This window comes from Rhizobium sp. CNPSo 3670, from assembly GCF_057784555.1.
On record NZ_JBXSOL010000049.1, the window covers coordinates 1 to 26522 of the forward strand.

The following is a 26522-nucleotide window of genomic DNA, read 5'->3' on the forward strand; positions in this document are numbered from 1 at the left end:
TCGACCCGGCTGGCCGTACCAGGTTCAGTCCAGAAAAAAGGGGAGATGGGGCGCCATCTCCCCTTTTTCTTTGTCCAAACAGGAGGACTGAACATGCAAGGCGAATTGATAAGGGTTGACCAATCACGGTCTTCCCGGGAAGACCAGCGGTCTTCCAAGGAACGGCTGAGGCCGGAGCGGTTAAGGACCGATTGCCCTGTCTTGTTATCGGAAAGGCTCGTCATGCGCGCGCCCCACGAGGAAGACATCGACGCCCTTGCCCATCTCGCCAACAACGCCAAAGTCGCCACCATGGTATCGCGTATGCCGCACCCCTATACCGCCAATGATGCCGCCGACTTTGTTTGGCGTTCGCGAAATGGCGAGATTGGCAAGTGCGTCTATGCCATCACCAAAGCCGAAAACGGCGCCTTCATGGGGTGCTGCGGCGTGGAACCCCACAGCGACGGCAGGACCGTCGAGATCGGTTACTGGCTGGGTGAGCCCTATTGGAACCAGGGCTACACCACCGAGGCCTGCCATGCCCTCGTCGACATGGTGTTCCGGACCCGTCAGGACGTCGATCAGATCGACGCCCGCTGCCGGGTGATGAACGTCGCCTCGCGCCGCGTCATCCAGAAGTGCGGCTTCCAGTTCCAGGGATCGGGCCTCGCGGCCTCGCTGGCGCTCGGCAGCAACGTGCCTGTCGAATGGTACAGGCTCGACCGCAAGACCTGGATGTCGCTGCGAAGCTGGGGGAACATCGCATGAGCACGTCGGCACTGCAAAGGCCGGATACCAGGCCGAAGATGCCCGGCCCTGCGCCGGTCATCCCGACTGCCCGGCTGACGCTCCGCCCCCACCGGCTGAGCGATGCCCCCGCCATCGCGGAATCGCTTGCCGATTTCGCCGTGACGCGCATGCTTTCCCGCGTCCCCGCGCCCTTCGACAGGCAGGATGCGCTGGATTGGCTGATGCCGGTCACGTCAGGCACGCTGCCGGACTGGTCGCTCGCGATCACCGGCAAAGACGATGTCCATATCGGCGCCGTCTCGATCGAACTGCGCCACGGCCGCTGGCACCTCGGCTATTGGCTGAACCGCTACTACTGGCGGCGCGGTTATATGAGCGAGGCGGTGGCGGCGATCATCGAGCGCTTCTCGCGCCGCATGCCGGAGACGCCTGTTCATTCCGGTGTCTTCGCAGACAACCCGGCTTCGCTGCGATTGCAGGAGAAGCTCGGGTTCCGCATGACGGGTTGCGGCGAAATCTATTGTTTCGCCCGCAACACAATGGTGTCGCACATCGAAACCGTGCTCCAGCCGGGCGCGTTGCAGCCGCGCAAGGTCGCATAACAGAGCATGGTGCCGGACATGCTCTGAAAGAAGTGGAAAAGAAGACGCCGCCGGCTCGGCGGCGTCTTCGTCAATCGCCGATCTCGACCCAGACAGGGAAATGATCGGAACCGAGGGATTGTGTATCGATCCGGGCGGATTTCAACCGGCTCTCCAGGCCGCAACTGACGAAGCAGTAGTCAAGATGCATGCGTTTGCCGTGATCATCAGGATCCATCCAGCTGTAGCTGTCCGGCCCGTAAGCCTTGAGTGCCGCAAAGGCGTCGACCGGGGTGCCGACCCTGGCGACACGGCCGTAATATCCGCCGCCGGCGCCGGCAAGCGCACAATATTCCGGCGATTCCGGCTCCATGTTGAAGTCGCCCATGATCATATACTCGTCGGGCAGCGGCAGCTCCGGCAGATCAAGCTCGCCACCGCCCGTCAGCGATCCGCCCTCCTGGACGAATGCGTTGACTTGCCCGTTCAAGAATTGCAGCTGGCGGATGCGCTCGTCGGCGGAGACATGGTCGAGATGCACGGAGTAGACGCGGATCGCTCCGCCCGGAATGGCGATCAGCGCCTCGGTTGCGCCGCGCTGCAGGTTGATCTTGGCGATCGTCCGGCTGCGTGGCAGAAGCAGCGTCCGCGTCGACAGGATCGGCCAGCGCGACAGCACCATATTGCCGAACTGAAAACGCGTGCCGTGCACCGGCAGCAAGCCGCCTTCACCCGCGTCGATATGTATGTCGCAGGCCGGCCCATACACCCAGAAATGGTCGGGAAACAAGGTGGCAATCCCGGCCACCATGTCGGCAAAACCGTTGCGGGAAAAGCCGCGGGTCACTTCTTGCAGCGCGATGACATCGGCGCCTTCGAGGCTCCGGGCGATCCGCGCCAGATCGTATCGGCCGTCGAGACCGAAGCCGTACTGTATGTTATAGCTGACAAAATTCACGATAATCTTTGACCTCCGTCGGAACCGCCTATATCGAATGGGCCAAGACGGGCCGTCCAACTGCCACGGAATATGGAAGTAAAATGAAATTTCTCGACGAAGCAAAGGTCTATATCCGATCCGGAGATGGCGGCGCGGGCAGCGTTTCCTTCCGGCGCGAGAAATTCATCGAGTTCGGCGGCCCCGATGGCGGTGACGGCGGACGCGGCGGCGATGTCTGGGTGGAGGCCGTCAATGGCCTGAACACGCTGATCGATTTCCGCTATCAGCAGCATTTCAAGGCGACGATCGGCACCCATGGCATGGGCCGCAACCGCACCGGCGCCAATGGCAGAGACGTGACGTTGAAGGTCCCCGTGGGAACCCAGATCTTCGAGGAAGACCGGGAAACGATGATCTGCGACCTGACCGAGGAAGGCCAGCGTTACTGCCTCGCCCATGGCGGCAATGGCGGCTTCGGCAACGCCCATTTCAAAACTTCGGTCAATCAGGCCCCGGACTGGGCCAATCCCGGCCTGCCAGGCGAGGAAAAAACCATCTGGCTGCGGCTGAAGCTGATTGCCGATGCCGGCCTTGTCGGCCTGCCCAATGCCGGCAAGTCGACCTTCCTCGCATCGGTTACCCGCGCCCGGCCGAAGATCGCCAACTACCCCTTCACCACGCTGCATCCCAATCTCGGCGTTGCTACGGTTGACGAGCGGGAGTTCATCCTGGCCGATATTCCGGGCCTGATCGAAGGCGCTCATGAGGGCGTCGGCATCGGCGACCGTTTCCTCGGCCATGTCGAGCGCACCCGCGTGCTGCTCCATCTCGTCTCCGCCCAGGAGGAAAAGGTCGGCAAGGCCTATAAGACGGTCAAACACGAGCTCGAAGCCTATGGCAATGAGCTGACCGACAAGCCCGAGATCGTGGCGCTGTCGCAGATCGACGTGCTTGACGAGGCCGAACTGAAGAAGAAGACGAAGGAGCTGGCGAAGGCCTGCGGCAAGACGCCGTTCCAGATCTCCGCTGTCACCGGCAGGGGCATGACGGAGGTTCTGCGCGCGCTGCGCGATATCATCGTCGAAGAAAATGCCGAGGAAAAGCCCGCCAAGGTGCCGAAGCTCCGGCATCGCGACATGATCGTCAGCGAAGAAGGCACGGACGAGGATGCGGCCAATGACCAGCCGTAAGCCGCTTGGCCGCTACCGCCGCATCGTCATCAAGATCGGCTCGGCCCTGCTGGTCGATCGTAAGGCCGGGCTGAAGAAGGCCTGGCTCGATGCGATGTGCGCCGATATTGCAGGCCTGAAGGCCAAGGGGGTCGACGTGCTCGTCGTCTCCTCGGGGGCAATCGCCCTCGGCCGCTCGGTGCTCAACCTGCCCGCCGGCGCGCTGAAGCTAGAGGAAAGCCAGGCCGCCGCCGCCGTCGGCCAGATCGCCTTGGCGCGCGCCTGGTCGGAGAGCCTGTCGCGCCACGAAATCGTCGCCGGCCAGATCCTGCTGACGCTCGGTGATACCGAGGAACGCCGCCGCTATCTCAACGCACGCGCCACCATCAATCAGCTCCTGAAGATCGGCGCCGTGCCGATCATCAACGAAAACGATACGGTCGCGACCAGCGAGATCCGCTATGGCGACAACGACCGGCTTGCCGCCCGTGTGGCGACGATGACCGGCGCCGACCTGCTCATCCTCCTTTCCGATATTGACGGCCTCTACACCGCGCCGCCGCATCTCGATCCGAATGCGGCCTTCCTCGAGACGATCGGCGAAATCACCCCGGAAATCGAGGCGATGGCCGGAGGGGCCGCTTCCGAGCTCTCGCGTGGCGGCATGCGCACCAAGATCGATGCCGGCAAGATCGCCACCACGTCGGGCTGCGCCATGATCATCGCGTCGGGCAAGACCGACAGCCCTCTGTCGGCGATCGAAAACGGTGCGCGCTACTCCTGGTTCGCACCTTCGGGAACACCGGTCACCGCCCGCAAGACCTGGATCGCAGGGCAGCTGCAGCCGGCGGGCGAACTGCATGTCGACGAGGGCGCCGTCACCGCGCTCGGCGCCGGCAAGAGCTTGCTTCCCGCCGGCGTGCGCAGCGTTTCCGGCCTCTTCAGCCGTGGCGACACGGTAGCGATCATCGGACCGGCCGGTCGAGAGATCGCCCGCGGCCTTGCGAGCTACGATGCCGAGGATGCCCGCCGCATCGCCGGCCGCAAATCGGCCGAGATCGCGGCCATTCTCGGTTATGCCGGACGCGCCGCCATGGTCCATCGCGACGACATGGTGATGACCGCCCAGATCAGACCGAAATCGGAAAGGCAGAAGAAGGACGCGAGCTATGCTTGATACCGTTGCGCCGGGGCCTGACATTGATGCGCTGATGAACGACATCGGCCGCAAGGCGAAGGCTGCCGCGCGACCGTTGGGCTTTGCGTCCACCGAGGCGAAGAACAAGGCCCTGAACGCCATGGCCGACGCGATCCTGGCGAGCAGGGCGCATATCCTGGCCGAAAACGCCAAGGACCTGAAGGATATCGAAGGCAGCGAAACGCTTGCCTCCTTCGTCGACCGGTTGACGCTGAACGAAAAGCGCATTGCCGAGATGGCCGAGGGAATCCGCGCCATCGCCGCCCTTGCCGATCCGGTTGGCGAAGTCATCGCCGCCTGGGATCGGCCGAACGGCCTGAAGATCGAGCGCGTCCGCACGCCGCTCGGCGTCATCGGGGTGATCTTTGAAAGCCGGCCGAACGTCACCGCCGATGCCGGGGCGCTCTGCCTGAAAGCGGGCAATGCGGTCATCCTGCGCTGCGGCTCGGATTCGCGACGTTCATCGCAGGCTATCCATGCCTGCATGGTCGAAGGCCTGAAGGTAGCGGGACTTCCAGAGCACGCTATCCAACTTGTTCCTGTTATCGATCGAGCTGCGGTCGGCGCCATGCTGCGTGGCCTCGACGGGGCAATCGATGTCATCGTGCCGCGCGGCGGCAAGAGCCTGGTTGCCCGCGTCCAGAACGAGGCGCGGGTGCCGGTCTTCGCCCATCTCGAAGGCCTTTGCCACATCTATGTCGATGCATCGGCCGATCTTGAGATGGCGAAGAAGATCGTCGTCAACGCCAAGATGCGCCGCACCGGCATCTGCGGCGCTGCCGAGACTCTGCTCGTCGATATCGCGGCAATCGGCACGCATCTGACGCCGCTGCTCAAGGCTTTGACGGAAGCCGGCTGCGAGATCCGCGCTTCGGCGGCGGTGCTGAAAGTTGTGCCCGGCCTGAAGCCCGCGACGGAGCAGGACTGGTCGACCGAATATCTCGACGCGATCATCTCGGTCGCCGTCGTCGACGGCATATCGGGTGCCATCGCCCATATCCAGAAATATTCCTCGAACCACACCGAGGCCGTCATCGCCGAGGATCCCGGCGTCGTCGAGCGTTTTTTCACCGAAGTCGATTCGGCGATCCTGCTGCACAACGCTTCTACCCAGTTCGCCGACGGCGGCGAGTTCGGCATGGGCGCGGAAATCGGCATCGCCACCGGCAAGATGCATGCCCGCGGTCCCGTCGGTGTCGAACAGCTGACCTCCTTCAAATACCGGGTGCGCGGTGCCGGACAGACCCGACCCTGACGTGACGACGGAAGAGCTGGACCGACGTTATCTCCGCATGCCGCACAGCGAGCGCGGCATGGTCGTCGGCCTGTTCGGCGGGTCTTTCAATCCGCCGCATGAGGGCCATGCGCTCGTCGCCGAAATCGCCATCAAGCGGCTCGGTCTCGACCAGCTCTGGTGGATGGTGACCCCCGGCAATCCGCTGAAAAGCCGCAATCTTCTCGCGCCGCTCGCCGAACGAATTGCCGAAAGCGAGCGTGTCGCCGCCGATCCGCGCATCAAGGTCACCGCTTTCGAGCAGGCGCTCGGCGTCAGCTACACAGCCAATACGCTGGCCCGCGTCAAGGCCCGCAATCCGCATGTGCATTTCATTTGGATCATGGGCGCCGACAGCCTGCAGACCTTTCACAAATGGCAGAAATGGCAGGAGATCGCCCGCACCTTTCCGATCGCGGTGATAGACCGGCCGGGCGCGACGCTCTCCTATCTCTCTTCGAAAATGACGCGGAGCTTCGATTTCGCGCGCGTCGACGAGGACGATGCGCGCGTTCTCTGGAAGAAGCGGGCTCCGGCCTGGACCTTCATCCACGGCCCACGCTCCGGCCTGAGCTCGACGGCAATCCGCAACGGCGCTTTGCCGGGCACGGTCAGATAGTTGATTTTGGAAAAAATCCCGGAAACGAGAAAGCCCGACGGGGGAGGAGATCCGTCGGGCTTATAAACTCGATCGACAACTGGGAGGAGGAGTGTTGCCGATCCTGTCGAACGGCTATGGGAGGAGGAGAAAGCCGTTTCGACGAATGTGTCGTACCATATTCCGCGGCAAGGTGAATATCATTTTGTGCAATGCAGCAATGCAACCGACGCAATACTGCAGTCACAAGGCGTCGAATGCTGCCGCATTAATCGGCAAGCTCTGCAAAACAACTCTTTCCCCCTGCGGGTCCGCTGACTTGGCAATCGCCATCCCCGCTCATCGCGCGCCTACGGACCAGCCTCTCAAAAGCAAGCCCGTCATGAAGAGATAAGCCCGGCCGCCGGTAGGGTTATATTTTCATGGACATATCCCCTAGCCAATCTATGAGTATCGTTATATTCGTAGAAACATTTCGAGACCTGAGGAGTGAATGCATGCAGAACCGCTGCCAATGGATGAAGCTGGCAACCGCCGCGATCGCGGCTCTCTGCATAGGCGCGGCGCTGCCGGCACCCACCGCAGCCGCTGAGAAGCTGACCGTGTTTGCCGCGGCAAGTCTCAAAAATGCGCTCGACGCCGCCAATTCCGCTTGGACCCAGGAGAGCGGCAAGGAAGCCGTCGCCTCCTATGCGGCGAGCGGGGCTCTTGCCAAGCAGATCGAAAACGCCGCGCCGGCCGACATCTTCATCTCGGCCGACCTCGACTGGATGGACTACCTCGGCAAGAAGAAGCTGATCAAAGCCGACACCCGCTCGAACCTGCTCGGAAACCGGATCGTGCTCGTGGCCGAAAAGGACAAGGCAAAGCCGGTCGAGATCAAACAGGGTTTCGATCTCGCCGCTTTGCTCGGTGAGGGCAGGCTTGCCATGGGTGAGCCGAAATCGGTTCCCGCGGGCAAATACGGCATGGCTGCGCTGGAAAAACTCGGCGTCTGGACATCGGTCGAAAGCAAGGTCGCCGGCGCCGAAAGCGTACGCGCAGCCCTCGTCCTTGTCTCCCGCGGCGAAGCGCCTTATGGCATCGTCTACCAGACCGACGCGGCGGCCGACAAGGATGTCGCGATCGTCGGCACCTTCCCGGCCGACTCCCACCCACCGATCATCTATCCGGTCGCGATCGTTGCTAAGAGCAAGAACCCGAATGCAAGGGCCTATCTCGACTTCCTGAAATCGGACAAGGCGTCCGTCTTCTTCACGGCGCAGGGCTTCACTATCCTGAAGTGATTGAGAAACTGAGGCGATTGCGGAATCAGGGGCGACAGCTTAGCGTCAGTCAAGGCTGCTGACCCACTGCTCTGGCTGCCCGCTTCGTTCAGATGCTTGCCCCTCACCCTAACCCTCTCCCCGCGGATGAGGGGCAGGCGTCGAGTGACACCGCAGGTTTGTCATCAAACTGAGGCTTGCCTCGGCGACTTCGATTATCAGGGAGACGGTTTGGATTGGATATTCTGGGCCTGAGCAATGAGGAATGGACGGCGATCCTGCTCAGCCTGCGCGTCTCGATCGTCGCGATGCTGGCGAGCCTGCCCTTCGGCATTCTCGTTGCCCTGCTCTTGGCCCGCGGCCGCTTCTGGGGCAAGTCGGTGCTGAACGGCATCGTTCACCTGCCGCTGATCCTGCCGCCCGTCGTCACCGGTTTCCTTCTCCTGATCCTCTTCGGCCGCCGCGGCCCGATCGGCAGCCTGCTCGACCAATATTTCGGCATCGTCTTTTCCTTCCGCTGGACGGGCGCCGCACTCGCCTGTGCCGTCATGGCGTTCCCCTTGATGGTGCGCAGCATTCGCTTGTCGATCGAAGCAGTCGACCGCAAGCTGGAGGAGGCGGCCGGAACGCTCGGTGCCGGCCCTGTCTGGATTTTCCTGACGATCACGCTGCCGCTGACGCTCCCCGGCATCATCGCCGGCATGATCCTCTCTTTCGCCAAGGCGATGGGGGAATTCGGCGCGACAATCACCTTCGTCTCCAATATTCCCGGCGAGACCCAGACCCTGTCGTCCGCGATCTACACCTTCACCCAGGTGCCGGGCGGCGATGCCGGCGCGCTGCGGCTGACGCTGGTCGCCATCGTCATTTCCATGGCTGCCGTGCTCGCCTCCGAATTACTCGCTCGTCTCGCCGGCCGAAGGATCGATCCGGAATGACCCTGATCGTCGAGGCAAAACAGAGGCTCGGTGCCTTCGCGCTCGACGCCGCCTTCACCTCCGAAGGCGGTGTGACCGCATTGTTCGGCCGCTCCGGCTCCGGCAAAACCTCACTGATGCGCATCATTGCCGGTCTCGCCCGGCCGGATGAGGGCCGCGTCGTGCTTGACGGCGAGCGCCTCACCGAAACGACAGCTGGCATCTTCGTCCCGAAACACCGCCGCCGTTTCGGTTATGTCTTCCAAGAGGCGCGGCTGTTCCCGCATCTGAGCGTCCGCGCCAATCTTTCTTACGGCCGCTGGTTTGCCCCAAAGGCGGCACACCGCGAGAGCTTCGATCATGTCATCGACCTGCTCGGCATCGAGCCGCTGTTGGGACGCAGCCCCGCAAAACTTTCCGGCGGCGAAAAGCAGCGGGTCGCGATCGGCCGTGCCCTTCTCTCCTCGCCGCGCCTGCTCCTGATGGACGAGCCGCTTGCCGCCCTCGACGAGGCGCGCAAGGCCGAGATCCTGCCCTATCTCGAGCGGTTGCGCGATGAGACCGAAATCCCGATCGTCTATGTCAGCCATGCGATCGCCGAGGTGGCGCGGCTGGCAAACCAGGTCGTCGTCATGCACGACGGCAAGGTGGAGGCGACAGGTCCCGCAGTCGACATATTGAGCCATCCCTCTGCGGCTTCCGACCGGAAAGAGGTGGGGGCGCTGCTCGAAGGCAGGGTCGAGAGCTTCGATGCGCGCCACCGCCTGTCGATCGTCGCCCTGAAATCCAACCGGCTGCATATTCCCGGCACCGCCCTCGCACCAGGCAGACCGGTGCGCATCCGCATTCCTTCCCGCGATGTCATGCTGGCGACCGCAAGGCCCGAGGGCATGAGCGCGCTGAACATTCTTGAAGGCAAAATCGAAGACATGGCGCCGGACGACCACGGAACAGTCGAAATCCGGCTCGATTGCGACGGCGATGCCGTTCTCTCCCGCATCACCGCGCTTTCCTGCGAGCGCCTCGATCTTCGGCGCGGCAAGATCGTCTTCGCCATCATCAAGACGGTTGCCCTGGAAAGCTGATCAATCGTGCTCGCCGAGCAGCAGGTTACGCTTGGCTTCGAGCCAGGCGAGATCCTCGGCAAGGCTCTCCCGCACCGTCTGTTCCATCCGGCGAAACCGCGCTAGCAATTCTTCGCCGAACGGCGTCAATGCCGCGCCGCCGCCCTTCTGGCCGCCGCGCTGCGGCTCCACCACCTGTTCTGAGAACATCCGGTTCATCTCGCTGACGAGCAGCCACGCGCGGCGATAGGACATGTCCATCGCCCGCCCGGCCGCCGAGATCGACCCGGTCGCGCGGATATGCTCCAGCAGCTCCATCTTGCCGTGACCGAGGCGGTGCTCATTCGGAAAGCTGATTCGCAGGACGGGAACAGGTGTTTTTACGGCTGAGTCGGTCATCGAATCGGAAAATCGAGGAATTTGCCGCACTTTACGCCGCGGTACGGAAACTGTACACCGACCGCACAAGCAGCCCCGGCGGCAATATTCTTCAATTCTGACACCAGATCGGATTTTCGGCGGCTCTGTACCTTAGCACGTCTTGAAACATTAATGGTTTGATGCCTATCTTAACCATGATCCGGTCTTAATCGGATCTCGTGTTGTGCATGGTTTGTCATTCCAGGAAAGGGAAAAAACTGACAACAGTACACGCCAAGGGAAAAACGCTCGCCGTTGTCCCGAAGAGTGCGGAACGTGGCGCCGATGCCGCTGCCCGCGCCTTAGAAGCCGTCCTCACCAGCCTTGAGGACTCCAAAGCTGAAGATATCGTCACGATCGACATTGCCGGAAAATCGGCGCTTGGAGACTACATGGTGGTCGTCTCCGGCCGCTCGAACAGGCACGTCCTGGCGATCTCGGATCACCTGCTCACCGATCTCAAGGACGAAGGCTTCGGTACGGCCCGCGTCGAAGGTCAGGAAGGCGGCGACTGGATCCTGATCGACACGGGTGACATCATTGTGCATGTGTTCCGTCCCGAAATCCGCGAGTTCTACAACATCGAAAAGATGTGGGCGGCTCCGGATATGGATGAAGAGACACGGCACTGACAGGCGGGCCGGCATCGCCCGGCGCCTGAGATGCGGCATTTGACTGGCCGGGAAACATGAGAAGCCGGCCGCGGTGTATCGTGTGCCTGAAATGCCGTCACGAGCAGGAGCGGGGAAATGCGAATTGGTCTTTTTGCGGTGGGACGGCTGAAGTCCGGCCCCGAAAAGGATCTTGTGGCCCGTTACCTCGATCGTTTCGCCAAGGCCGGCTCTGCTGTCGGCCTCGAATTCACCCGCGTTGCTGAAGTCGGTGAAAGCCGGGCCTCCAATGCGGAGACTCGAAAGCGAGAAGAGGCGGCGATGCTGCTGAAATCGCTGACCGAGGGCAGCGTTCTCATCCTTCTCGATGAACGCGGCAAGGCGCTCGACAGTGAAGCCTTCGCCAAGCTGCTCGGAAACTACCGTGACCAGGGCAAACGTGAGCTGACGATTGCAATCGGCGGAGCCGACGGCCTTGATCCCGGCCTTTACGACCGGGCCGACGCCACGCTTTGCCTGGGCAAGATGACCTGGCCGCATCAACTCGTGCGCACCCTGATCGCCGAGCAGCTCTACCGCGCCGTCACCATTTTGTCCGGCCACCCCTATCACCGCGTCTGACTATTCAGGCTAGTCCATTGCTCGGCTATGCGTCGCATTGTCACGCAGCCGTGTTTTGCGCAGGCAGGCTTTCTCCTGCAAACTTTCTGGCAAAGCGTGCCAAATCAGCTTAGTCTCCGCGCGATTTGAGAGAGTGCCCTGACACGCATGACGACGACTCCAACCAGGCGACACCGCATGATTTTGCCGGCACTTGCAGCCGGTTTTGGTGTTGCGCTCATCCTCGTCTCGACAAGCCCGTTTTCAGTTCTGGCCCAGGATGCCGCCCTGGAAGCGGCGCAATCTTCACACCCGCCGCCCGCCGAGGCGCCGCCGCCCGATCCGGCCGCCGAACTTGCCGCCAGACGGGATCAGACCCGCGCCGAACTCGAAACCCTGTCGAAATCAATCAGCCTCTCCTCCGATAAGGTGAGCGAACTCCAGCAGAGTATCGCCAATCTGGAAAAGAGCACGCAGAGCATTCGCCAGGCGCTGATCGATTCCGCCGCCCGCCGCAAGGGGCTGGAAAAACAGATCCTTGAGAGCGAGAAGAAGCTTGCCGACCTCGGCGTCAGGGAGGATGGCATCCGCCGTTCCCTGCACGAACGCCGCGGCCTGCTGGCCGAGGTGCTGGCGGCACTACAGCGCATGGGCCGCAATCCGCCGCCGGCTTTGCTCGTTACCCCGGACGACGCGCTCGCATCCGTGCGCAGCGCCATCCTGCTGGGCGCCGTCGTTCCCGGCATCCGCAAGGAAACCGACAAGCTCGCCGCCGATCTCGCAAGCCTGGCCGCGCTACAGACGGCAAGCGCCGCCGAGAAGAGCCAGCTGACGGCGACGATGACCGACAGCATCGAGGAAGAGCGGCGCATGGATCTGCTGCTTGCCGAAAACGACAAGCTCAGCCGCAGCAACGCCGCTGATCTGGAGGCCGAGAAGAAGCGGTCCGAGGAACTCGCGGGCAAGGCGACCAGCCTCGAAGGCCTCGTCGCCTCGATGGAATCCGAGATCGCCTCGGTACGCGAAGCGGCCGCCGCGGCCCGTCAGGCGGAGGAGAACCGCAAGCTCTTGACGGACGAGCAGCGGGCTCAGGCCAAGGCGCTGGCCGAGAGCGGCGTGCCCGATAAAAACCGCATTGCGCCCGCATATCCCTTCGCAGATTTGAGGGCGAAATTGGAACTGCCCGTGGCAGGCGATATCCTGCGCCAGTTCGGCGATGCCGATGGCACCGGGCATGAAGCCATGGGAATGACGGTCGCCACCAACCCGGAGACAGTGGTGACGGCCCCGGCAGACGGGCTGGTGGTTTTTGCCGGCGCTTTCCGCAGTTACGGTCAGATGATCATTCTCGACGCGGGCGACGGATACCACCTGGTTCTCTCGGGAATGGATACCATCAATACCCGTCAGGGAAAATTCGTTTTCTCTGGTGAACCGCTCGCCATGATGGGAGCGAAAAGAGTGGCGAGCGCAACTGCATTGGCGCTGGAAACGGACCGGCCAACGCTTTACATTGAATTTCGAAAAGACGGTAAACCGGTCGATTCCCGACCGTGGTGGACCGCCAAGGACACTGGAAAGGCACGCAATGATTCGTAGGGCTTCTCTTGTTCTGGTCGGCGCATTGATGGGTGCGACCGCGATGAGCGTCATTTATTCGGCAGGTGTGCCGGCAGAAGCAGCCGGATCCTCCACCTACAAGGAACTGTCGGTATTCGGCGATGTCTTCGAACGCGTGCGCGCGCAGTACGTCACGCCGCCGGCCGAAGACAAGCTGATCGAAAACGCCATCAACGGCATGCTGTCTTCGCTCGACCCGCATTCGAGCTACATGAATGCGAAGGACGCCGAAGATATGCGCACCCAGACGAAGGGTGAGTTCGGCGGTCTCGGCATCGAAGTCACAATTGAAGACGAGCTCGTGAAGGTCATCACGCCGATCGATGACACGCCCGCCGCCAAGGCCGGTGTTCTCGCCGGCGACTACATTTCCGAGATCGACGGGCAGTCCGTTCGCGGCCTGAAGCTGGAAGACGCCGTCGAGAAGATGCGCGGCGCCGTCAACACCCCAATCAAGCTGACGCTGATCCGCAAGGGCGCCGACAAGCCGATCGAGCTGACGATCGTCCGTGACGTCGTCGCCGTCCAGGCCGTCAAGTCGCGCGTCGAGGACGATGTCGGTTATCTCCGCATCATCTCCTTCACCGAAAAGACCTATCCCGACATGGAGAAGGCGATCAAGAAGATCAAGGACACCGTTCCGGCCGACAAGCTGAAGGGTTACGTCCTTGACCTGCGCCTCAATCCGGGCGGTCTGCTCGACCAAGCGATCAATGTCTCCGATGCCCTGCTGCAGCGTGGCGAGGTCGTTTCGACCCGCGGCCGCAATCCCGATGAAACCCGCCGCTTCAATGCCGGCCCGGGCGATCTGACGGACGGCAAGCCGGTTATTGTGCTGATCAACGGCGGTTCGGCGTCCGCATCGGAAATCGTCGCCGGCGCCCTTCAGGATCTTCGTCGCGCCACCGTTCTCGGCACCCGCTCCTTCGGCAAGGGTTCTGTCCAGACGATCATCCCGCTCGGCGAAAACGGCGCGCTACGCCTGACCACGGCGCTCTATTACACGCCGTCGGGGCGCTCGATCCAGGGCACCGGCATCACACCCGACATTAAGGTCGAGGAGCCGCTGCCGGAGGAACTTCAGGGCAAGATGGTGACGGAGGGTGAATCCAGCCTGCGCGGCCACATCAAGGGCCAGAGCGAAACCGACGAGGGTTCAGGCTCCGTTGCCTATGTGCCGCCAGACCCGAAGGACGACGTTCAGCTGAACTACGCGCTCGACCTGCTGCGCGGCAAGAAGACCGACCCGGCCTTCCCGCCGAACCCGGACAAGGCCGTCGTCGCCAAGTAATCGATCATTGCAAGGCCGGGCACTCGCCCGGCCTTGACCCTTTCTGCTGTTTCCCGGTTTGGAGCGGGCGAGAAAATTGGGAACGGACCTGCATGCGCCTTTGGGGCGCAACCGCAAAACCGGCAGTCGGCGGCCGGGAGTGCTGCGCCTCGGCCGGATCGCCGCCAGTCTATGCCTTTTCGCGATAGGCGGCTTCTCTCTCTATACGGCCTTTCGCGGCGACGGGCTCGAGCGCAAAAAACCGCCGGCAGCCGAGCAAGCGGCAGCGCCCTCTTCCAGCACGCCTCAACCAGCGCAGACGCCGGCCGGCCAGGCGGCGGATGGAATGCCGCGCGCGGAACCGCGTTCGGGCGCCAATGTCGAGCAGATGGTCACCGGCGACGGCTCCGTCGTTACCAAATACAGCCCCCGTCCCCGCGACGGCAGCGGACCGGTATTGGTCGATGCAATGCAGGTCGGCCAGGATCCGCGCATGGCGGCGCTGCCGAACGAGACACTGCTCGAGGATTCGGCCTATGGCAGGCTACCGATCGTCGGTCCCGACGGCCGACGGCCGATGGATCAGTATGCCCGCCCCTCGTCCGGCGCCCGCGGTGTGCGCATTGCCATTGTCGTCAGCGGACTTGGGCTCAGCCAGACAGGAACGCAGCGCGCCATCGCCGAATTGCCCGAGGAGATCACGCTGGCCCTTGCCGCAAGCGGCAACAGCCTCCAGCGGTGGATGCAGGAGGCTCGCCGCGGCGGCCATGAAATCCTTCTTCAGGTGCCGCTGGAACCGTTTGATTATCCGGCCATTGATCCGGGCCCGGAGACCCTGCTGACCTCAAAGCCGATCGCCCGCAACATCGAGAACCTGCACAAGGCGATGGGCGAGATCACCAATTACACCGGTATCATGAACTATCTCGGCGGCCGTTTCCTTTCCGACCCTGCCGCCATGGAACCCGTGATGCGCGATATCGGCAAACGCGGCCTGCTCTTCCTCGACGACGGGACGTCGGCGCAGTCGAAAACAGCTGATGTCGCCAAGGGGACCGAACTGCCCTATGCCTTTGCCGATCTGCAGCTCGACGGCCAGCTTAATGTCGACGCCATCCTGAAGAAACTCGACGAGCTCGAACGCATCGCACGCAAAAACGGCCAGGCGATCGGCATCGCCTCGGCTTTTGACGAAAGCGTCGACGCCATTGCCAAGTGGAGCGAGGAGGCTTCGATGCGCGGCATCGAGATCGTCGGCGTCGCGGCGCTTTCCAACGACCCCAAAAACCCCTGAGATGATGTCTCAACGGAGAAGAAGATGAGCCAAGCGACCGTGAAAGCCGAGGATCTGCCCTATCGCCCATGCGTCGGCGTGATGATCCTGAACCGCGATGGCCTGGTCTGGGCCGGCCGACGCATCCCTGACGGCAATTCCGAATATGACGGCTCGCCGCAGCTCTGGCAGATGCCCCAGGGAGGCATCGACAAGGGCGAGGATCCCCTGGATGCCGCCTATCGCGAGCTCTATGAGGAAACCGGCATCAGGACGGTGACGCTGCTCGCCGAGGCAAGCGATTGGATCAATTACGATCTGCCGCCGACGCTGATCGGCATCGGACTGAAAGGAAAATTCCGCGGTCAGACGCAGCGCTGGTTCGCCTTCCGCTTCGAGGGCGACGAGAACGAGATCGCCATCAACCCGCCGCCCGGCGGCCACGATCCCGAATTCGACGCCTGGGAATGGAAGCCGATGCAGGAGCTACCTAGCCTGATCGTCCCCTTTAAACGCGCCGTCTATGACCAGGTGATCGCCGAATTCCAGCATCTGACAGCATTGAAATCGGAGGACTGATCAGACCGCGATGCTTCCGATTTGCGCGCGGCGAGCACGGGAGTGCCGGCCGCCCTGACGCGGCCGGCATCTGGTAGGAGCTTATTCGGCTTCGTCGGCGGAATCGGCGTTGAGCTGGCCGTATTTGCTTTCGCCGATTTTTTCGAGCAGATCGAGCTGCGTTTCGAGGAAATCGATATGGCCTTCTTCATCGGCCAGCAGCTCTTCGAACAGCTTCATCGACACATAGTCGCCGGCGTCATAACAGATATCGCGCGACTTCTTGTAGGCCGTGCGGGCGTCGTACTCGCCGGCGAGGTCGGCTTCGAGGACTTCCTTGACGTTCTGGCCGATACGCAGAGGGGCCAAGGTCTGCAGATTGGGATGACCTTCGAGGAAGATGATGCGGGCGACAAGCCGGTCGGCATGATGCATCTCTTCGATGGACTCGGCGCGTTCCTTCTTGGCGAGTTTGGTGTAGCCCCAATCTTCGAGAAGACGATAGTGAACCCAATATTGGTTGACCGCACCGAGTTCGAGGAACAATGCCTCGTTAAGCCGCTCGATGACCTTTTTGTCGCCTTTCAATGTCCGCTCTCCTGTTTTCCTCATGGAACTGCTTCAAGCGCGACATGAAATCAAATATTTCGGCCTCCGTCGAGTGGCGACGGGCGTGATATTCCTCGGTCGTCTGGATGATGATGTCGACCACGTTGGGGAAGCAGCCGCAGCAACGGCCGCGTTTTTCCATGGCGTGGTAGACCTTCGCAGGCACGATAAGCTGCCAACAATCTTCGTCGAGAAGGTTGGTGATAACCTCCCGGATTTCCTTGTCGGTTATGTAATTGCAGCTGCAGACAAGCACGTCTTCATTTCCAAACATGACACTGACTATCGTGTTTTCTGCTAAAGAAGATGGTTGCTGTCAAGAAAAAATTCGAGTCCGCTTCCCTGCAAGGCACGTTAGGCGGAGCCTGTTGCAAATTTTCTAATATTCGCTTCGGAGGCGATGACATGCACGACAAAAGACGTGGAGATAAGCCAGGGCAGCGCGACGCGTTTCAATGAAAATTCCGGCCGCGCGGCATGATATCGGCGGTTTCCGCCACATCCGTATGCCGGCTTGCGGCAGCCGTCTCTCGCCCCATCCTCTTGCGCGCATCGCCAAGCTGCCGCTGGTCGCCGCCGGGCCGCAATACCTCGTCCGAGCGTTCGCAAGCGCCGAAACGGCGGGCCTCGCGCTGCAGGATACCAAGGGCAGGCGTCATGTCCTCGATATGCTCGACGACGGTATGAATCACGCCACTCTGGCTTTGCAGTTTTCCGAAGATCTTCACCAACCGCGCACCCATGACGACCGACCGGTATTTTTCGAAAATTTTCGGCCAGACAATCGCATTGGCAACGCCGGTTTCATCTTCCAGTGTCATGAAGATCACGCCGCTGGCCGATCCCGGTCGCTGCCGCACCAGCACCAGGCCGGCAATCGTTACCCGCTGCCCGTTCGCGACGCGCAGCAAGTCGACATTGCGTGTTACGCGAGCATTGCGCAAATCGTCGCGCAGGAAAGATACGGGGTGCGCCTTCAGCGACAGCGACAGGTAGCGATAATCTTCGATCACCTGCTCTCCCGGCAGCATATCCGGCAGCTTTGCCTGAGGTTCGGGCTGCAGATCGATATGGCGCACTTGCCCGAAAAGCGGCAGTTCCTCCGTTGCGCTCTTCACATCGAGAGCCCGTACCGCCCAAAGCGCCTCGCGACGCGATAGTCCGATGGATTGAAAGGCGTCCGCATCCGCCAGTCGCTCGATGACGGATTTCTGCAGCCCGGAACGCAGCCAGAGATCACGCACCGACGCGTAACCTCCTCCACGATTGTCGACGAGCAACTGCATATCGGTGGACGAAAGACCCTTGATCTGCCGCAGGCCGAGCCGTACCGCATGTCGTGTCCTGATGATTTCCCGCATTTCACGGTGCCGGAAATCAATGGCCGTATGATCGAAGGCGGCCTCTTCCAGGGTACAATCCCAGTCCGACTGGTTGATATCGACCGGCAGGATTTTCACGCCATGCTCTCGTGCATCCCGTACCAGTTGGGCCGGCGCGTAGAATCCCATCGGCTGTGAATTCAGCAGCGCCGCACAGAAGACATCGGGATAATAGGCTTTGATCCACGAGGAGGCATAAACCAGCAGCGCGAAGGAGGCGGCGTGGCTTTCGGGGAATCCATACTCACCGAAACCCTTGATCTGATTGAAACATTGCTGCGCAAATTCTTTGGTGTAACGCTTGTTTGTCGTCATCCCCTCGATGAAACGCGTCTCGAAATTGCCGATCGTGCCGGTTCTTTTAAACGTTGCCATGGCGCGTCGAAGCCGGTCCGCCTCCGCTGGCGCAAAGCCTGCCGCAGTGATTGCAATCTGCATGGCTTGCTCCTGGAACAAAGGCACACCAAGAGTTCTTTCAAGAACCGTCTTCAGCTCCTCACTCGGATATTCGATCGGAATATTCCTTTTCGTCTGTTCCCGTCTTTTCAGATAGGGATGGACCATGTCGCCCTGGATCGGTCCCGGCCGGACGATCGCCACCTCGATGACAAGATCATAAAAGCGCCTGGGCTTCAGACGCGGCAGCATGCTCATCTGCGCCCGGCTTTCGATCTGGAAAACCCCGACCGTATCGGCGCGGCCCATCATGTCATAGACCGGCTCGCCTTCTTCTCCATGCTCCCTATTGCCGAGATCGGCGAGCGTCTTCTTGATCTCATAATGCAGTTCAAGCAGCGAGAAAGCTTTCCGCAGGCAGGTGAGCATGCCGAGCGCCAGAACATCCACCTTGAGAATCTTGACATTGTCGAGATCGTCCTTGTCCCACTCGATCATGTATCGATCCGGCATCGCCGTCTTCATGATCGGCACCACTTCGTCGAGCCGGTCCCGCGTGATGACGAAGCCACCGACATGCTGTGTGAGGTGACGCGGAAAACCGAGGAGTTCCGATGCATATTTCAGCACATTCCGCGTCACTGGATTTTTGATGTCGAGGCCAGCCGCCTTCGCATCCCGCTCCGAGAGATTGTCTTCGGACCAGCCCCAGACGAGACTGCTGATGGCCGACTGAACATCCTCCGACAGGCCAAAGGCCTTGGCGACTTCGCGGCCTGCCGAACGAGTGCGATAGCTGGTGACGGCTGCCGTCAGCCCGGCATGCGCGACGCCATACCTTCCATAAATATGCTGGATGACATCTTCACGCCTGTCATGCTCGAAATCGACATCGATATCAGGCGGCTCGTCCCGGTCCATCGAAATAAAGCGATCGAAGAGGAGCGTGCTCTTTTGAGGATCGACTTCGGTAATCTCAAGACAAAAGCAAATGACCGAATTCGCTGCCGACCCCCTCCCCTGGCAAAGCACACCAATCTGATAACGAGCGTGCTGTATGATCTTGTGAACCGTCAGAAAGTAGGAGGCATAATTCTTGTCGCCGATGAGTTTCAGCTCATACTCGATCTGCTGCGCCACTTTCTCGGGAATACCATCCGGATAACGTTTTGCCGCTCCTGCCCACGTCAGTCTTTTCAGAGTTTGCTGCGGGGTTTCGCCGGGATCGTTTTCCGCGGGATAATTATGTTTCAACTCGTTCAGGGAAAAGCTCAGCCCTGCGAAAAACACCTGCGTATTCTCGACCGCGTGAGGATAGTCCCGGAAAATCCTGGATACTTCACGTGCATCCTTGAGAAAGCGTTCGGCATTGGACGCCAGAAGGAATCCGGCTTCCGAGATCTGCACATGCTCCCGGATCGCGATCACGATATCAGAAAGCGGCCGGCGATCGGGGTGATGATAGAGCGGCTGATTGGTTGCAATCAAGGGCACACGGTTTCGGGCGGCCAGCATGGAAAACACCGCAAAGGCCTGCCGGTCCCGCCCGTCATAGGCTGGCGACAACGCCATGAAAAATCCCTTGCGGAACCGTTTGCGAAACCGCTCCAGATAGTCTTCAAGCACCGGCTGGCGGGCAGGATCGCTGATAAGGCTCCGGTCCGGAACGAGCGCGAGCATCATCTCGTCGCCCCATTCCATGAGCTCTGCTTCTGTCAGAATGCAGGCGCCCTTGACTGCCTCTTCTTTCAGATTGCCCGCGCTGAGGAGACGACAGAGATTCGCCCAGCCCTGCCGATTGCGGGGATAGGCGAGAATATCAGGCGTTTCATCGGAAAAGACGAGTCGGGCGCCCGGCTGAATCCGGATAGGATCGAGAATCTCTTCTCTTTTCCTTTCCTTCGCTGCCTGGGCCATAATCGCATCTCTGTTTTTATATCTCTCCTCAAGCTGCTCGGCCTGCGCATGTGCCCTGACGACGCCGGCAACCGAATTGCGGTCCGCAATGCCGAGACCGCCGAGTCCGAGGTGAGCGGCCTGCACGACCATCTCCTCCGGGCTGGAGGCACCTTCGAGGAACGAGAAGTTCGTTCTCGTGCCGATTTCGAAGAATGCAGGCTCGGCCCTCATGCAAAGACCCCATGCATGAACCAGCGTGGATCGGGTTTTTCACCATAAAGACCCTGACGATAGATCCAGAAGCGGTGTCCAGACTCATCCTCTATTCTGAAATAATCGCGCGTCTGCGCATCATCCCCATCGATCCACCATTCCATGGCGACCCGTTCCGGTCCTTCACTTCTTGCCACCTGATGTTGTGTCCGCCGCCAGCGGAAAGTCTGCGGTGGACCGTCCGGCACTTCAGCAAATGCGACCTCAACGGGCTCCGGGTTTGCAAAGAGCCGCAGAGGGCGCTCCTCACGAAAAGGAAGCGCGCTGTCCTGCTTCACTTTCTGCAATGCCGGTAGGCTCTCCATTGCCGGTACCGTGATCACGGCCCGCTCCGGCACATGGCTTTCCCGAAGTTGGAAACTTTGCAGGCAATCCCGGCCAAGACGGGCCGAAACGCGGTCGACGAAGGTTGAAAGAGAGATTTCATCCTGCCGGTCACCTTCAAAATCGCCCTGCGTGTCGTTGAACTGGTCATGCCGCAGCACATTCAGGCGCAGGATCTCGAAACCATAGCCGGCATCGATATCGTCATAAATCGCATGCAGCCGTTCGGAAAATAACCCTGCAACGAGCTTCGGCTCGCGAAGCGGCCGCGAAGCACCGACGGAAATGCGGAAAACCCTGCCGTCGACACGAAACAGCACTAGCTCGAACACCCGCCCGCCGGCACCGCGCGCTTCCAGCGACGGCTTCAGCGACACGGCAACCTGCCCGGTGACGGCAAGGATCTGTTCTTCCGTTCCGATCGGCTCGATCAGACGACGTTCGGACGAAAGACTGGCGACGGGACGCCGGGGCGAGATCGGCTCCTCCTCGCGGCCCAGCGCCTGGTCGAGCCGCAGAAGCAGCGCCGGGCCAAAACGGCGGGTGAGCGGCGCCCGCGGCGCATGAATGACATCGCCGACATATTTGAGCCCGAGCTTTTTCAAAGCCTCGACGATCTGTTCTTCCAGGCGCAAGGCCGCGACAGGCAGCGGCATCAAAACATGTTCCGTCTCCTCGTCTTCCACGATGCCGCCGTTTCCGAAACGGGAGACAGCCCAGGAAAGGCCCGACGTCGATGAGACCGCACCTCGTGCATCGAGCCCCATATGGAAGAGCCGCGACAGAATATCCTTGAGAAGAGCTCTTTCCCCGCCGAAGAGGTGAGCGCAGCCGGTAATGTCGAGAAGCAGCCCATCCCTGCCATCGAACGCCACCATCGGCGTATAACGGTCGCACCAGTCGGCAATGGCTTCCAGAAGCCGGCGGTCGGCCGCAGGATCTTCTTCCATGACATCGAGCGCCGGATACATGGCGCGCGCTTCGGCAACGCCTTGATCCTTCCGCAATCCCAACCTCTCGGCGAATTCGTCCAGCGCCGTCAAACGCATGGCGTTGTTGAGCTTGCCGCAACAGACGAGCGGCGGTTCTTCAGGACGCCCTTTCGAACGCCAGGAAAGCCCCCAGCGCTTGCGTGCGATGCGATCTGTGGCCAGATGCGGGAAGCTGAGCGCCAGAATGCGCTGATTTTTCGCCTGGAGACCGAGTGAAGCTTGGTTTGTCGACGGCAAGAAATTCGCGTTCATGGGGGCTCCACTCCAGAAGGAAGGAGAATGGAGCCGGATGTCGGCTCTTCTCCAGCGTGAGACGGAAAATCGGGTTACCGATACTGCCGGCTAGCTTCGATCCGTCCGGTAACGGCCGCAGATTCGAAGGCGCCGGCTCGACCCGAAGGCGCAAAGCAGCACTGCTCGCTTCCTCCGCGCCGGCTTGACGGATGAGGAAAAGCGGACGGCGGGCGGCACGCGCCCTGAGGCTAAGCCGACGGCTTTCGGTCAGACCGAAATGCAGAGGATTGCCACGCACCTCCATGACGACGGCAGAGAAGGCTGCGCTTTCAACGGCAGCTTCCGCAAGCCAGAGCGCATCCTCCAGCTTGCGCGGCGCGGCATGGAAAAATCGCTCCGGCTTCAATCCGAAATCCTTAAGCCCCGGGGCATAAGGCCGGCCTGCTTCCAGCGCGCCAACCGCATCGCCGATCCAGAGCAGCGGCAGAGACCTCCCGGCATCTTCCTCTTGTTTCTGCATCCACGTCACAACAGCCATAGCCAGGCCGCTTGCCGCCCCAGCATCGCGGGAACTTGCAGCGCGAAATTCAATGATCGCGTCGAGCGGCAGGCCGCCCTCCATCGCCTCGTCGAGCGGTGACACGCCAATTGGCAGGCGAAGCCCGAGGTCGTTTCGTTCCTGAATCTCTCCGGTCTTTTCCGAAGCCATGGCTTCCCGCTCCGCTGCCGCAAGCGCCGGCGCAGGCTTTCCTTCTAGCTTGGCGATGGTTTCGCGGAGCGCAAAAAGCCGCTCGCGCGCCAGGGCGTTCTGCGCCATGGCGTTTACTCCGTCCGTCTTGTTCCTGTTATGTTCTTATGGATTCCAGAGAGCTGAAGAAGAGTCAACAATCATTTTTTATGAATTTATTCCTGCCTTTGATTCCGCACTCGAAAATCGGCGACAAAGGTTCTATATGGGCCCGCAAAGGAAGGAATATTCATGGCCCGCGTAGACCAGAGCGATGATTGGCAGGACCGCCATGCGCCGACGATCAGCACCTTCGAGTCGCTGGCCATGGAGGCTTACAGCCATCTACCGGATGAATTCCGCCAGCTGACGACTAATCTCACCATCGAGATTGAGGATTTCCCCGATGACGACGTTTTCGAGGATATGGCGCTGGAAACGCCTTTCGACCTGCTCGGCCTTTTCGAAGGCAGGGGAATTTCAGAGCGTTTCACCGTGGAAACCGGCGAAATGCCGAACCGCATTCGCCTCTACCGTCGCCCCATCCTCGACTATTGGGCCGAGAACGACGAGACGCTCGGCGATATCATCACTCACGTCCTGATCCACGAGATCGGCCACCATTTCGGGCTGAGCGATGAGGATATGGAGCGGATCGAGGCCAGCGCCGAGGAAGCCGCCGAGCGCTGAAACCGTGCGTTCGGCAGAACGCGCTATTGCTCGGAGAGCTTCATCTCCGGATCGTAATCCTTGCCTTCGACAGTCTTGACGACGGCCTGGCCGCATTGCATCGCGCCGGTTGCGGCATTGAAGGCATAGGTCGGCGAGCCCTCCAGAGACCAGCCCTTGTTGAGGGCGGCGGTGACCTTGTGGCAGAAGGAAGCGTCGTCGGGACCGGTCAGGAAGCGGTAGAGTTTCATCAGGCGGGCTTTCTTGCAGAAATCAGGTGGGCTTTATGAACCAGAGCTTCGGCCTGGACAAGATGCAGCCGCTCAATCATCCGGCCGTTCGCATTGATGACGTTGAGGCCTTGGGCGGCCGGATCGGCAAAGGCTGATATGATTGCCTGCGCTTCGGCAATCTCTTCCGCGCTCGGACCGAAATGCCGGTTGGCGGCCGCAATCTGCGCGGGATGGATCAGCATCTTGCCGGAAAAACCCATAGCGCGACCCTGCCCGCATTCGACGTCGAAACCTTCGCCATCCCGGAAATCGTTGAAAACGCTGTCGAGCGCATCAAGCCCATAAGCCTTGACCGCGAGAATGACCTGCATCAGCCAGGGCACGAGAAAGCTTCGCCCCGGCTGCGGCAGGACGCCGGTTTCCTTGCGCAGGTCATTGAGGCCGACGACGAGGCAATCGAGCCGCGCCCCGAGCATGCGGCCGGTTTCGGCGATCGCCCCGACGTTCAGCACGCCGCGCGGCGTTTCGATCATTGCCCAGATGCGCAGCTCCTCTGGCACCTGTGCATCGGCCAGCAGATCGCCAATATCGATGACATCCTGGGGTCCATCCACTTTCGGCAGGAGAACGGCGTCGGGCAAAAGCGCCTTGACCAGATCGAGATCCGCCGCCCCGAATCCGGATGACAAAGAATTGATACGAATGATCCTTTCCTTGCCCTCGAGCGGCGGTCCGGCAAAAAAAGCATGCAGATTTTCCCGCGCCTGGCCCTTGCTCTCGGGCGCGACGGAGTCTTCCAGGTCGAAAATAACCGCATCACAATCAAGGGAACGGCTCTTTTCGAGCGCCCGCAGATTGATGGCCGGCACGCTCAGCACCGAGCGGCGCAGACTTGAGGAACGCAGAGGTGTGGTTTGCTTCATCAGCCATTAGTGCCAAGCTTCGCAAAGCCCGGCAAGACAACAAAAAGCCATGCTTGCCTTGCAGAGAGGAAAAGGAAGGACCACATTCCTTTCTGTAGAAAGGTTTCAAACCCATGCAGAACATTCGCTCCATCTTCTTCATGCTGGCCGGCGCCACCTTCTTTGTCGCCATGCTGCTTCTCACCTTCTCGGTGACGCTTGCCGTCGGCGGCATCCTGACCGTGTTCATGGTCGGGCGCGCGCTTTCGATGAAGATGAAGCCCGCTCCGGTGCGCGCCAAGGCAAACAACGGCAAGCCGGAGATGCGCGTCTGGAACGACGGCCGCGGCACGATCATCGATCTCTGAGGTCCTGATTTCAAAAATATTGGCCGCCACTGTCGGATCATGCTTCCATGATACGTCTTTGAAGCAGCCGGGCATTCAGCCGGCGCTCAAAAACGATGGAGGACGAGCATGGATACGATGGAAGACAAACCGGCCAAGCTGCCGCCGGTGAAGAATGGCCTGCTGCCCTACCTGACCGTCGATGGTGCGGTGAAGGCCGCGGAATTCTACAAGAAGGCCTTCGGCGCCGAAGAGGCCCACAGGGTGCCGGTCGATGAAAGCGGCCGGACGATGCATATTCATCTCTATATCAATGGCAGCTCCCTCATGCTGGCGGATGCCTATCCCGAATACGGCCATCCCTTCAAAGGCCATGAAGGTTTTGCCATCCAGCTTGTTATCGATGATATCGATTTCTGGTGGGATCGTGCCGTGGCCGCCGGCGCCGAAGTCGTCATGCCGGTCGAACTGATGTTCTGGGGTGACCGCTACGGCCAGCTTCGCGATCCGTTCGGCGTCCTCTGGGGCTTGAACGCGCCTGCCAAGTAACAGGCCTCGCACCGCCCCCAGGCCACGCGAACGTCGCGTGGCCGCCATTTTAGAAAGATTCTCCTTCATTTCGGCGAAAAACTGGACTAGATGCACATTCAGGAAAGTACGTTTTGCTGAAATGGAGCATAGGTCATGGATAAATTCGTGAAGCTCACGGGCGTTGCAGCGCCCCTGCCGGTCGTCAACATCGACACCGACATGATCATCCCGAAGGACTATCTGAAGACCATTAAGCGCACCGGTCTCGGCAAGGGCCTTTTCGCCGAAGCCCGCTACAATGAAGACGGCTCCGAAAATCCCGATTTCGTGCTGAACAAGCCGGCCTATCGCGATGCCAAGATCCTAGTCGCCGGCGACAATTTCGGCTGCGGTTCCTCGCGCGAGCACGCTCCCTGGGCACTGCTCGATTTCGGCATTCGCTGCGTGATCTCCACCAGCTTTGCCGATATTTTCTACAACAACTGCTTCAAGAACGGCATCCTGCCGATCAAAGTCAGCCAGGAAGACCTCGACAAGCTGATGGACGACGCCTCGCGCGGCTCGAACGCTATCCTGACGATCGATCTTGAGAACCTCGAGATCACCGGCCCCGATGGCGGCTCCATCAAGTTCGATCTCGACGAGTTCAAGCGCCATTGCCTGCTGAACGGCCTCGACGATATCGGCCTGACCCTGGAAAAGGGCAAGGCGATTGACGAATTCGAAAAGAAGAACGCCGCGTCGCATCCCTGGGCGGCTTGACCCCTGACGGGTTGTCTGCCGATCAGGCCGGGCTTTCGCGCGGCTTAGCTTGCTGACAAACTCGCTACTTCGTCTCGACCCGGACTCCGCTCGCGGCAAGAGGGCTCGCAATGCCGAGAGCGGGCGAGGAACGGAGATTGCGCGGCATTTCCT

Annotated in this window: 27 protein-coding genes and 1 pseudogene; 19 read left to right on the forward strand and 9 right to left on the reverse strand. The window is 60.9% G+C overall.

Annotated elements, in window-relative coordinates:
• The first annotated feature begins 93 nt into the window (after positions 1-93).
• Positions 94-750, forward strand: coding sequence for a GNAT family N-acetyltransferase (locus AC13QO_RS27750; protein WP_285193242.1), 657 nt, complete (start codon positions 94-96; stop codon positions 748-750).
• A complete protein-coding gene (locus tag AC13QO_RS27755) occupies positions 747-1334 on the forward strand; it encodes a GNAT family N-acetyltransferase (protein ID WP_488542508.1) in 588 nt (195 codons plus the stop codon). The genes AC13QO_RS27750 and AC13QO_RS27755 overlap by 4 nt, the downstream gene beginning before the upstream one ends.
• Positions 1335-1404: 70 nt before the next feature.
• Here the strand turns inward: AC13QO_RS27755 and AC13QO_RS27760 are convergent, their stop codons facing one another.
• Positions 1405-2271 (reverse strand): endonuclease/exonuclease/phosphatase family protein, encoded by an 867-nt coding sequence (locus tag AC13QO_RS27760; RefSeq protein ID WP_488542509.1) that lies wholly within the window; start codon positions 2269-2271, stop codon positions 1405-1407.
• Between the two features lie 83 nt (positions 2272-2354).
• Between AC13QO_RS27760 and obgE the strand changes: the two genes are divergently transcribed.
• From obgE to modC, 7 genes are all read left to right on the forward strand, one after another.
• Entirely contained in the window at positions 2355-3443 is a 1089-nt protein-coding gene (gene obgE, locus AC13QO_RS27765) for a GTPase ObgE (RefSeq protein ID WP_488542510.1), read from the forward strand.
• The gene (gene proB / locus AC13QO_RS27770; protein ID WP_285193246.1) at positions 3430-4599 is read left to right on the forward strand and encodes a glutamate 5-kinase; all 1170 of its coding nucleotides are present in this window, start codon (positions 3430-3432) and stop codon (positions 4597-4599) included. Before obgE ends, proB begins: the two co-directional genes overlap by 14 nt.
• On the forward strand, positions 4592-5875 hold the full coding sequence (locus AC13QO_RS27775; RefSeq protein ID WP_488542511.1) for a glutamate-5-semialdehyde dehydrogenase: 1284 nt from the start codon (positions 4592-4594) through the stop codon (positions 5873-5875). The genes proB and AC13QO_RS27775 overlap by 8 nt, the downstream gene beginning before the upstream one ends.
• Before the next feature lie 37 nt (positions 5876-5912).
• Complete coding sequence (locus tag AC13QO_RS27780) at positions 5913-6512, forward strand: nicotinate-nucleotide adenylyltransferase (protein WP_245362170.1); 600 nt, start codon at positions 5913-5915, stop codon at positions 6510-6512.
• Positions 6513-6988: 476 nt separating this feature from the next.
• On the forward strand, positions 6989-7777 hold the full coding sequence (gene modA, locus AC13QO_RS27785) for a molybdate ABC transporter substrate-binding protein (RefSeq protein ID WP_488542512.1): 789 nt from the start codon (positions 6989-6991) through the stop codon (positions 7775-7777).
• Between the two features lie 215 nt (positions 7778-7992).
• On the forward strand, positions 7993-8694 hold the full coding sequence (gene modB / locus AC13QO_RS27790; RefSeq protein WP_488542513.1) for a molybdate ABC transporter permease subunit: 702 nt from the start codon (positions 7993-7995) through the stop codon (positions 8692-8694).
• Positions 8691-9758 (forward strand): molybdenum ABC transporter ATP-binding protein, encoded by a 1068-nt coding sequence (modC, locus tag AC13QO_RS27795; protein WP_285193250.1) that lies wholly within the window; start codon positions 8691-8693, stop codon positions 9756-9758. Before modB ends, modC begins: the two co-directional genes overlap by 4 nt.
• Here the strand turns inward: modC and AC13QO_RS27800 are convergent, their stop codons facing one another.
• Positions 9759-10136, reverse strand: coding sequence for a winged helix-turn-helix domain-containing protein (locus AC13QO_RS27800; RefSeq protein ID WP_097598295.1), 378 nt, complete (start codon positions 10134-10136; stop codon positions 9759-9761).
• Between the two features lie 209 nt (positions 10137-10345).
• Between AC13QO_RS27800 and rsfS the strand changes: the two genes are divergently transcribed.
• The 6 genes from rsfS (at position 10346) to AC13QO_RS27830 (ending at position 16110) form a co-directional block, all read left to right on the forward strand.
• Complete coding sequence (gene rsfS / locus AC13QO_RS27805; RefSeq protein WP_085779863.1) at positions 10346-10789, forward strand: ribosome silencing factor; 444 nt, start codon at positions 10346-10348, stop codon at positions 10787-10789.
• 117 nt (positions 10790-10906) lie between these two features.
• Positions 10907-11389 carry a 23S rRNA (pseudouridine(1915)-N(3))-methyltransferase RlmH gene (gene rlmH / locus AC13QO_RS27810; RefSeq protein ID WP_221113834.1) on the forward strand — a complete coding sequence of 161 codons (483 nt, stop codon included), beginning with the start codon at positions 10907-10909 and terminating at the stop codon, positions 11387-11389.
• Between the two features lie 177 nt (positions 11390-11566).
• Positions 11567-12967, forward strand: a complete 1401-nt coding sequence (locus tag AC13QO_RS27815) for a murein hydrolase activator EnvC family protein (RefSeq protein WP_488542514.1) — start codon at positions 11567-11569, stop codon at positions 12965-12967.
• Positions 12957-14279 carry a S41 family peptidase gene (locus AC13QO_RS27820; RefSeq protein ID WP_488542515.1) on the forward strand — a complete coding sequence of 441 codons (1323 nt, stop codon included), beginning with the start codon at positions 12957-12959 and terminating at the stop codon, positions 14277-14279. The genes AC13QO_RS27815 and AC13QO_RS27820 overlap by 11 nt, the downstream gene beginning before the upstream one ends.
• Positions 14280-14355: 76 nt before the next feature.
• Entirely contained in the window at positions 14356-15552 is a 1197-nt protein-coding gene (locus tag AC13QO_RS27825) for a divergent polysaccharide deacetylase family protein (RefSeq protein ID WP_488542516.1), read from the forward strand.
• A 24-nt stretch (positions 15553-15576) separates the two neighbouring features.
• Entirely contained in the window at positions 15577-16110 is a 534-nt protein-coding gene (locus AC13QO_RS27830; protein WP_085779867.1) for an RNA pyrophosphohydrolase, read from the forward strand.
• An 81-nt stretch (positions 16111-16191) separates the two neighbouring features.
• Here AC13QO_RS27830 and bfr read toward each other — a convergent pair whose 3' ends face one another.
• From bfr to AC13QO_RS27855, 5 genes and pseudogenes are all read right to left on the reverse strand, one after another.
• Entirely contained in the window at positions 16192-16677 is a 486-nt protein-coding gene (gene bfr / locus AC13QO_RS27835) for a bacterioferritin (protein ID WP_064805736.1), read from the reverse strand.
• Positions 16643-17051: pseudogene (locus AC13QO_RS27840) on the reverse strand ((2Fe-2S)-binding protein). Before AC13QO_RS27840 ends, bfr begins: the two are co-directional and overlap by 35 nt.
• Positions 17052-17150: 99 nt before the next feature.
• Positions 17151-20606, reverse strand: coding sequence for an error-prone DNA polymerase (locus AC13QO_RS27845; RefSeq protein ID WP_488542517.1), 3456 nt, complete (start codon positions 20604-20606; stop codon positions 17151-17153).
• A complete protein-coding gene (locus AC13QO_RS27850) occupies positions 20603-22150 on the reverse strand; it encodes a Y-family DNA polymerase (RefSeq protein WP_488542520.1) in 1548 nt (515 codons plus the stop codon). The genes AC13QO_RS27845 and AC13QO_RS27850 overlap by 4 nt, the downstream gene beginning before the upstream one ends.
• A complete protein-coding gene (locus AC13QO_RS27855) occupies positions 22062-23015 on the reverse strand; it encodes an ImuA family protein (RefSeq protein WP_488542518.1) in 954 nt (317 codons plus the stop codon). The genes AC13QO_RS27850 and AC13QO_RS27855 overlap by 89 nt, the downstream gene beginning before the upstream one ends.
• Before the next feature lie 162 nt (positions 23016-23177).
• Here AC13QO_RS27855 and AC13QO_RS27860 point away from each other — a divergent pair, with 162 nt between their 5' ends.
• On the forward strand, positions 23178-23615 hold the full coding sequence (locus AC13QO_RS27860) for a metallopeptidase family protein (RefSeq protein WP_085779871.1): 438 nt from the start codon (positions 23178-23180) through the stop codon (positions 23613-23615).
• A 23-nt stretch (positions 23616-23638) separates the two neighbouring features.
• On the opposite strand, the gene AC13QO_RS27865 is transcribed toward AC13QO_RS27860, so the two are convergent.
• Both AC13QO_RS27865 and AC13QO_RS27870 read right to left on the reverse strand, forming a co-directional pair.
• Positions 23639-23845 (reverse strand): DUF1737 domain-containing protein, encoded by a 207-nt coding sequence (locus tag AC13QO_RS27865; protein WP_009996762.1) that lies wholly within the window; start codon positions 23843-23845, stop codon positions 23639-23641.
• Positions 23845-24750, reverse strand: a complete 906-nt coding sequence (locus tag AC13QO_RS27870) for an HpcH/HpaI aldolase/citrate lyase family protein (protein ID WP_488542519.1) — start codon at positions 24748-24750, stop codon at positions 23845-23847. The genes AC13QO_RS27865 and AC13QO_RS27870 overlap by 1 nt, the downstream gene beginning before the upstream one ends.
• Before the next feature lie 113 nt (positions 24751-24863).
• Between AC13QO_RS27870 and AC13QO_RS27875 the strand changes: the two genes are divergently transcribed.
• The 3 genes from AC13QO_RS27875 (at position 24864) to leuD (ending at position 26369) form a co-directional block, all read left to right on the forward strand.
• The gene (locus AC13QO_RS27875) at positions 24864-25097 is read left to right on the forward strand and encodes a hypothetical protein (RefSeq protein ID WP_085779873.1); all 234 of its coding nucleotides are present in this window, start codon (positions 24864-24866) and stop codon (positions 25095-25097) included.
• 108 nt (positions 25098-25205) lie between these two features.
• Entirely contained in the window at positions 25206-25625 is a 420-nt protein-coding gene (locus AC13QO_RS27880) for a VOC family protein (RefSeq protein ID WP_285193258.1), read from the forward strand.
• Between the two features lie 135 nt (positions 25626-25760).
• Positions 25761-26369 carry a 3-isopropylmalate dehydratase small subunit gene (gene leuD, locus AC13QO_RS27885; protein ID WP_085779875.1) on the forward strand — a complete coding sequence of 203 codons (609 nt, stop codon included), beginning with the start codon at positions 25761-25763 and terminating at the stop codon, positions 26367-26369.
• Positions 26370-26522: the final 153 nt, after the last annotated feature.

Excerpts from the sequence above, each read along its gene's own strand:
- AC13QO_RS27870 (WP_488542519.1), bottom strand. The coding sequence starts at position 24,750 with ATGAAGCAAACCACACCTCTGCGTTCCTCAAGTCTGCGCCGCTCGGTG.
- AC13QO_RS27875 (WP_085779873.1), top strand. The coding sequence starts at position 24,864 with ATGCAGAACATTCGCTCCATCTTCTTCATGCTGGCCGGCGCCACCTTC.
- AC13QO_RS27820 (WP_488542515.1), top strand. The coding sequence starts at position 12,957 with ATGATTCGTAGGGCTTCTCTTGTTCTGGTCGGCGCATTGATGGGTGCG.
- AC13QO_RS27855 (WP_488542518.1), bottom strand. The coding sequence starts at position 23,015 with ATGGCGCAGAACGCCCTGGCGCGCGAGCGGCTTTTTGCGCTCCGCGAA.
- AC13QO_RS27750 (WP_285193242.1), top strand. The coding sequence starts at position 94 with ATGCAAGGCGAATTGATAAGGGTTGACCAATCACGGTCTTCCCGGGAA.
- AC13QO_RS27755 (WP_488542508.1), top strand. The coding sequence starts at position 747 with ATGAGCACGTCGGCACTGCAAAGGCCGGATACCAGGCCGAAGATGCCC.
- AC13QO_RS27800 (WP_097598295.1), bottom strand. The coding sequence starts at position 10,136 with ATGACCGACTCAGCCGTAAAAACACCTGTTCCCGTCCTGCGAATCAGC.
- AC13QO_RS27860 (WP_085779871.1), top strand. The coding sequence starts at position 23,178 with ATGGCCCGCGTAGACCAGAGCGATGATTGGCAGGACCGCCATGCGCCG.
- obgE (WP_488542510.1), top strand. The coding sequence starts at position 2,355 with ATGAAATTTCTCGACGAAGCAAAGGTCTATATCCGATCCGGAGATGGC.
- rsfS (WP_085779863.1), top strand. The coding sequence starts at position 10,346 with ATGGTTTGTCATTCCAGGAAAGGGAAAAAACTGACAACAGTACACGCC.
- rlmH (WP_221113834.1), top strand. The coding sequence starts at position 10,907 with ATGCGAATTGGTCTTTTTGCGGTGGGACGGCTGAAGTCCGGCCCCGAA.
- modA (WP_488542512.1), top strand. The coding sequence starts at position 6,989 with ATGCAGAACCGCTGCCAATGGATGAAGCTGGCAACCGCCGCGATCGCG.
- AC13QO_RS27845 (WP_488542517.1), bottom strand. The coding sequence starts at position 20,606 with ATGAGGGCCGAGCCTGCATTCTTCGAAATCGGCACGAGAACGAACTTC.
- proB (WP_285193246.1), top strand. The coding sequence starts at position 3,430 with ATGACCAGCCGTAAGCCGCTTGGCCGCTACCGCCGCATCGTCATCAAG.
- AC13QO_RS27780 (WP_245362170.1), top strand. The coding sequence starts at position 5,913 with ATGCCGCACAGCGAGCGCGGCATGGTCGTCGGCCTGTTCGGCGGGTCT.
- AC13QO_RS27815 (WP_488542514.1), top strand. The coding sequence starts at position 11,567 with ATGATTTTGCCGGCACTTGCAGCCGGTTTTGGTGTTGCGCTCATCCTC.
- AC13QO_RS27865 (WP_009996762.1), bottom strand. The coding sequence starts at position 23,845 with ATGAAACTCTACCGCTTCCTGACCGGTCCCGACGACGCTTCCTTCTGC.
- AC13QO_RS27880 (WP_285193258.1), top strand. The coding sequence starts at position 25,206 with ATGGATACGATGGAAGACAAACCGGCCAAGCTGCCGCCGGTGAAGAAT.
- AC13QO_RS27830 (WP_085779867.1), top strand. The coding sequence starts at position 15,577 with ATGAGCCAAGCGACCGTGAAAGCCGAGGATCTGCCCTATCGCCCATGC.
- leuD (WP_085779875.1), top strand. The coding sequence starts at position 25,761 with ATGGATAAATTCGTGAAGCTCACGGGCGTTGCAGCGCCCCTGCCGGTC.
- modC (WP_285193250.1), top strand. The coding sequence starts at position 8,691 with ATGACCCTGATCGTCGAGGCAAAACAGAGGCTCGGTGCCTTCGCGCTC.
- AC13QO_RS27775 (WP_488542511.1), top strand. The coding sequence starts at position 4,592 with ATGCTTGATACCGTTGCGCCGGGGCCTGACATTGATGCGCTGATGAAC.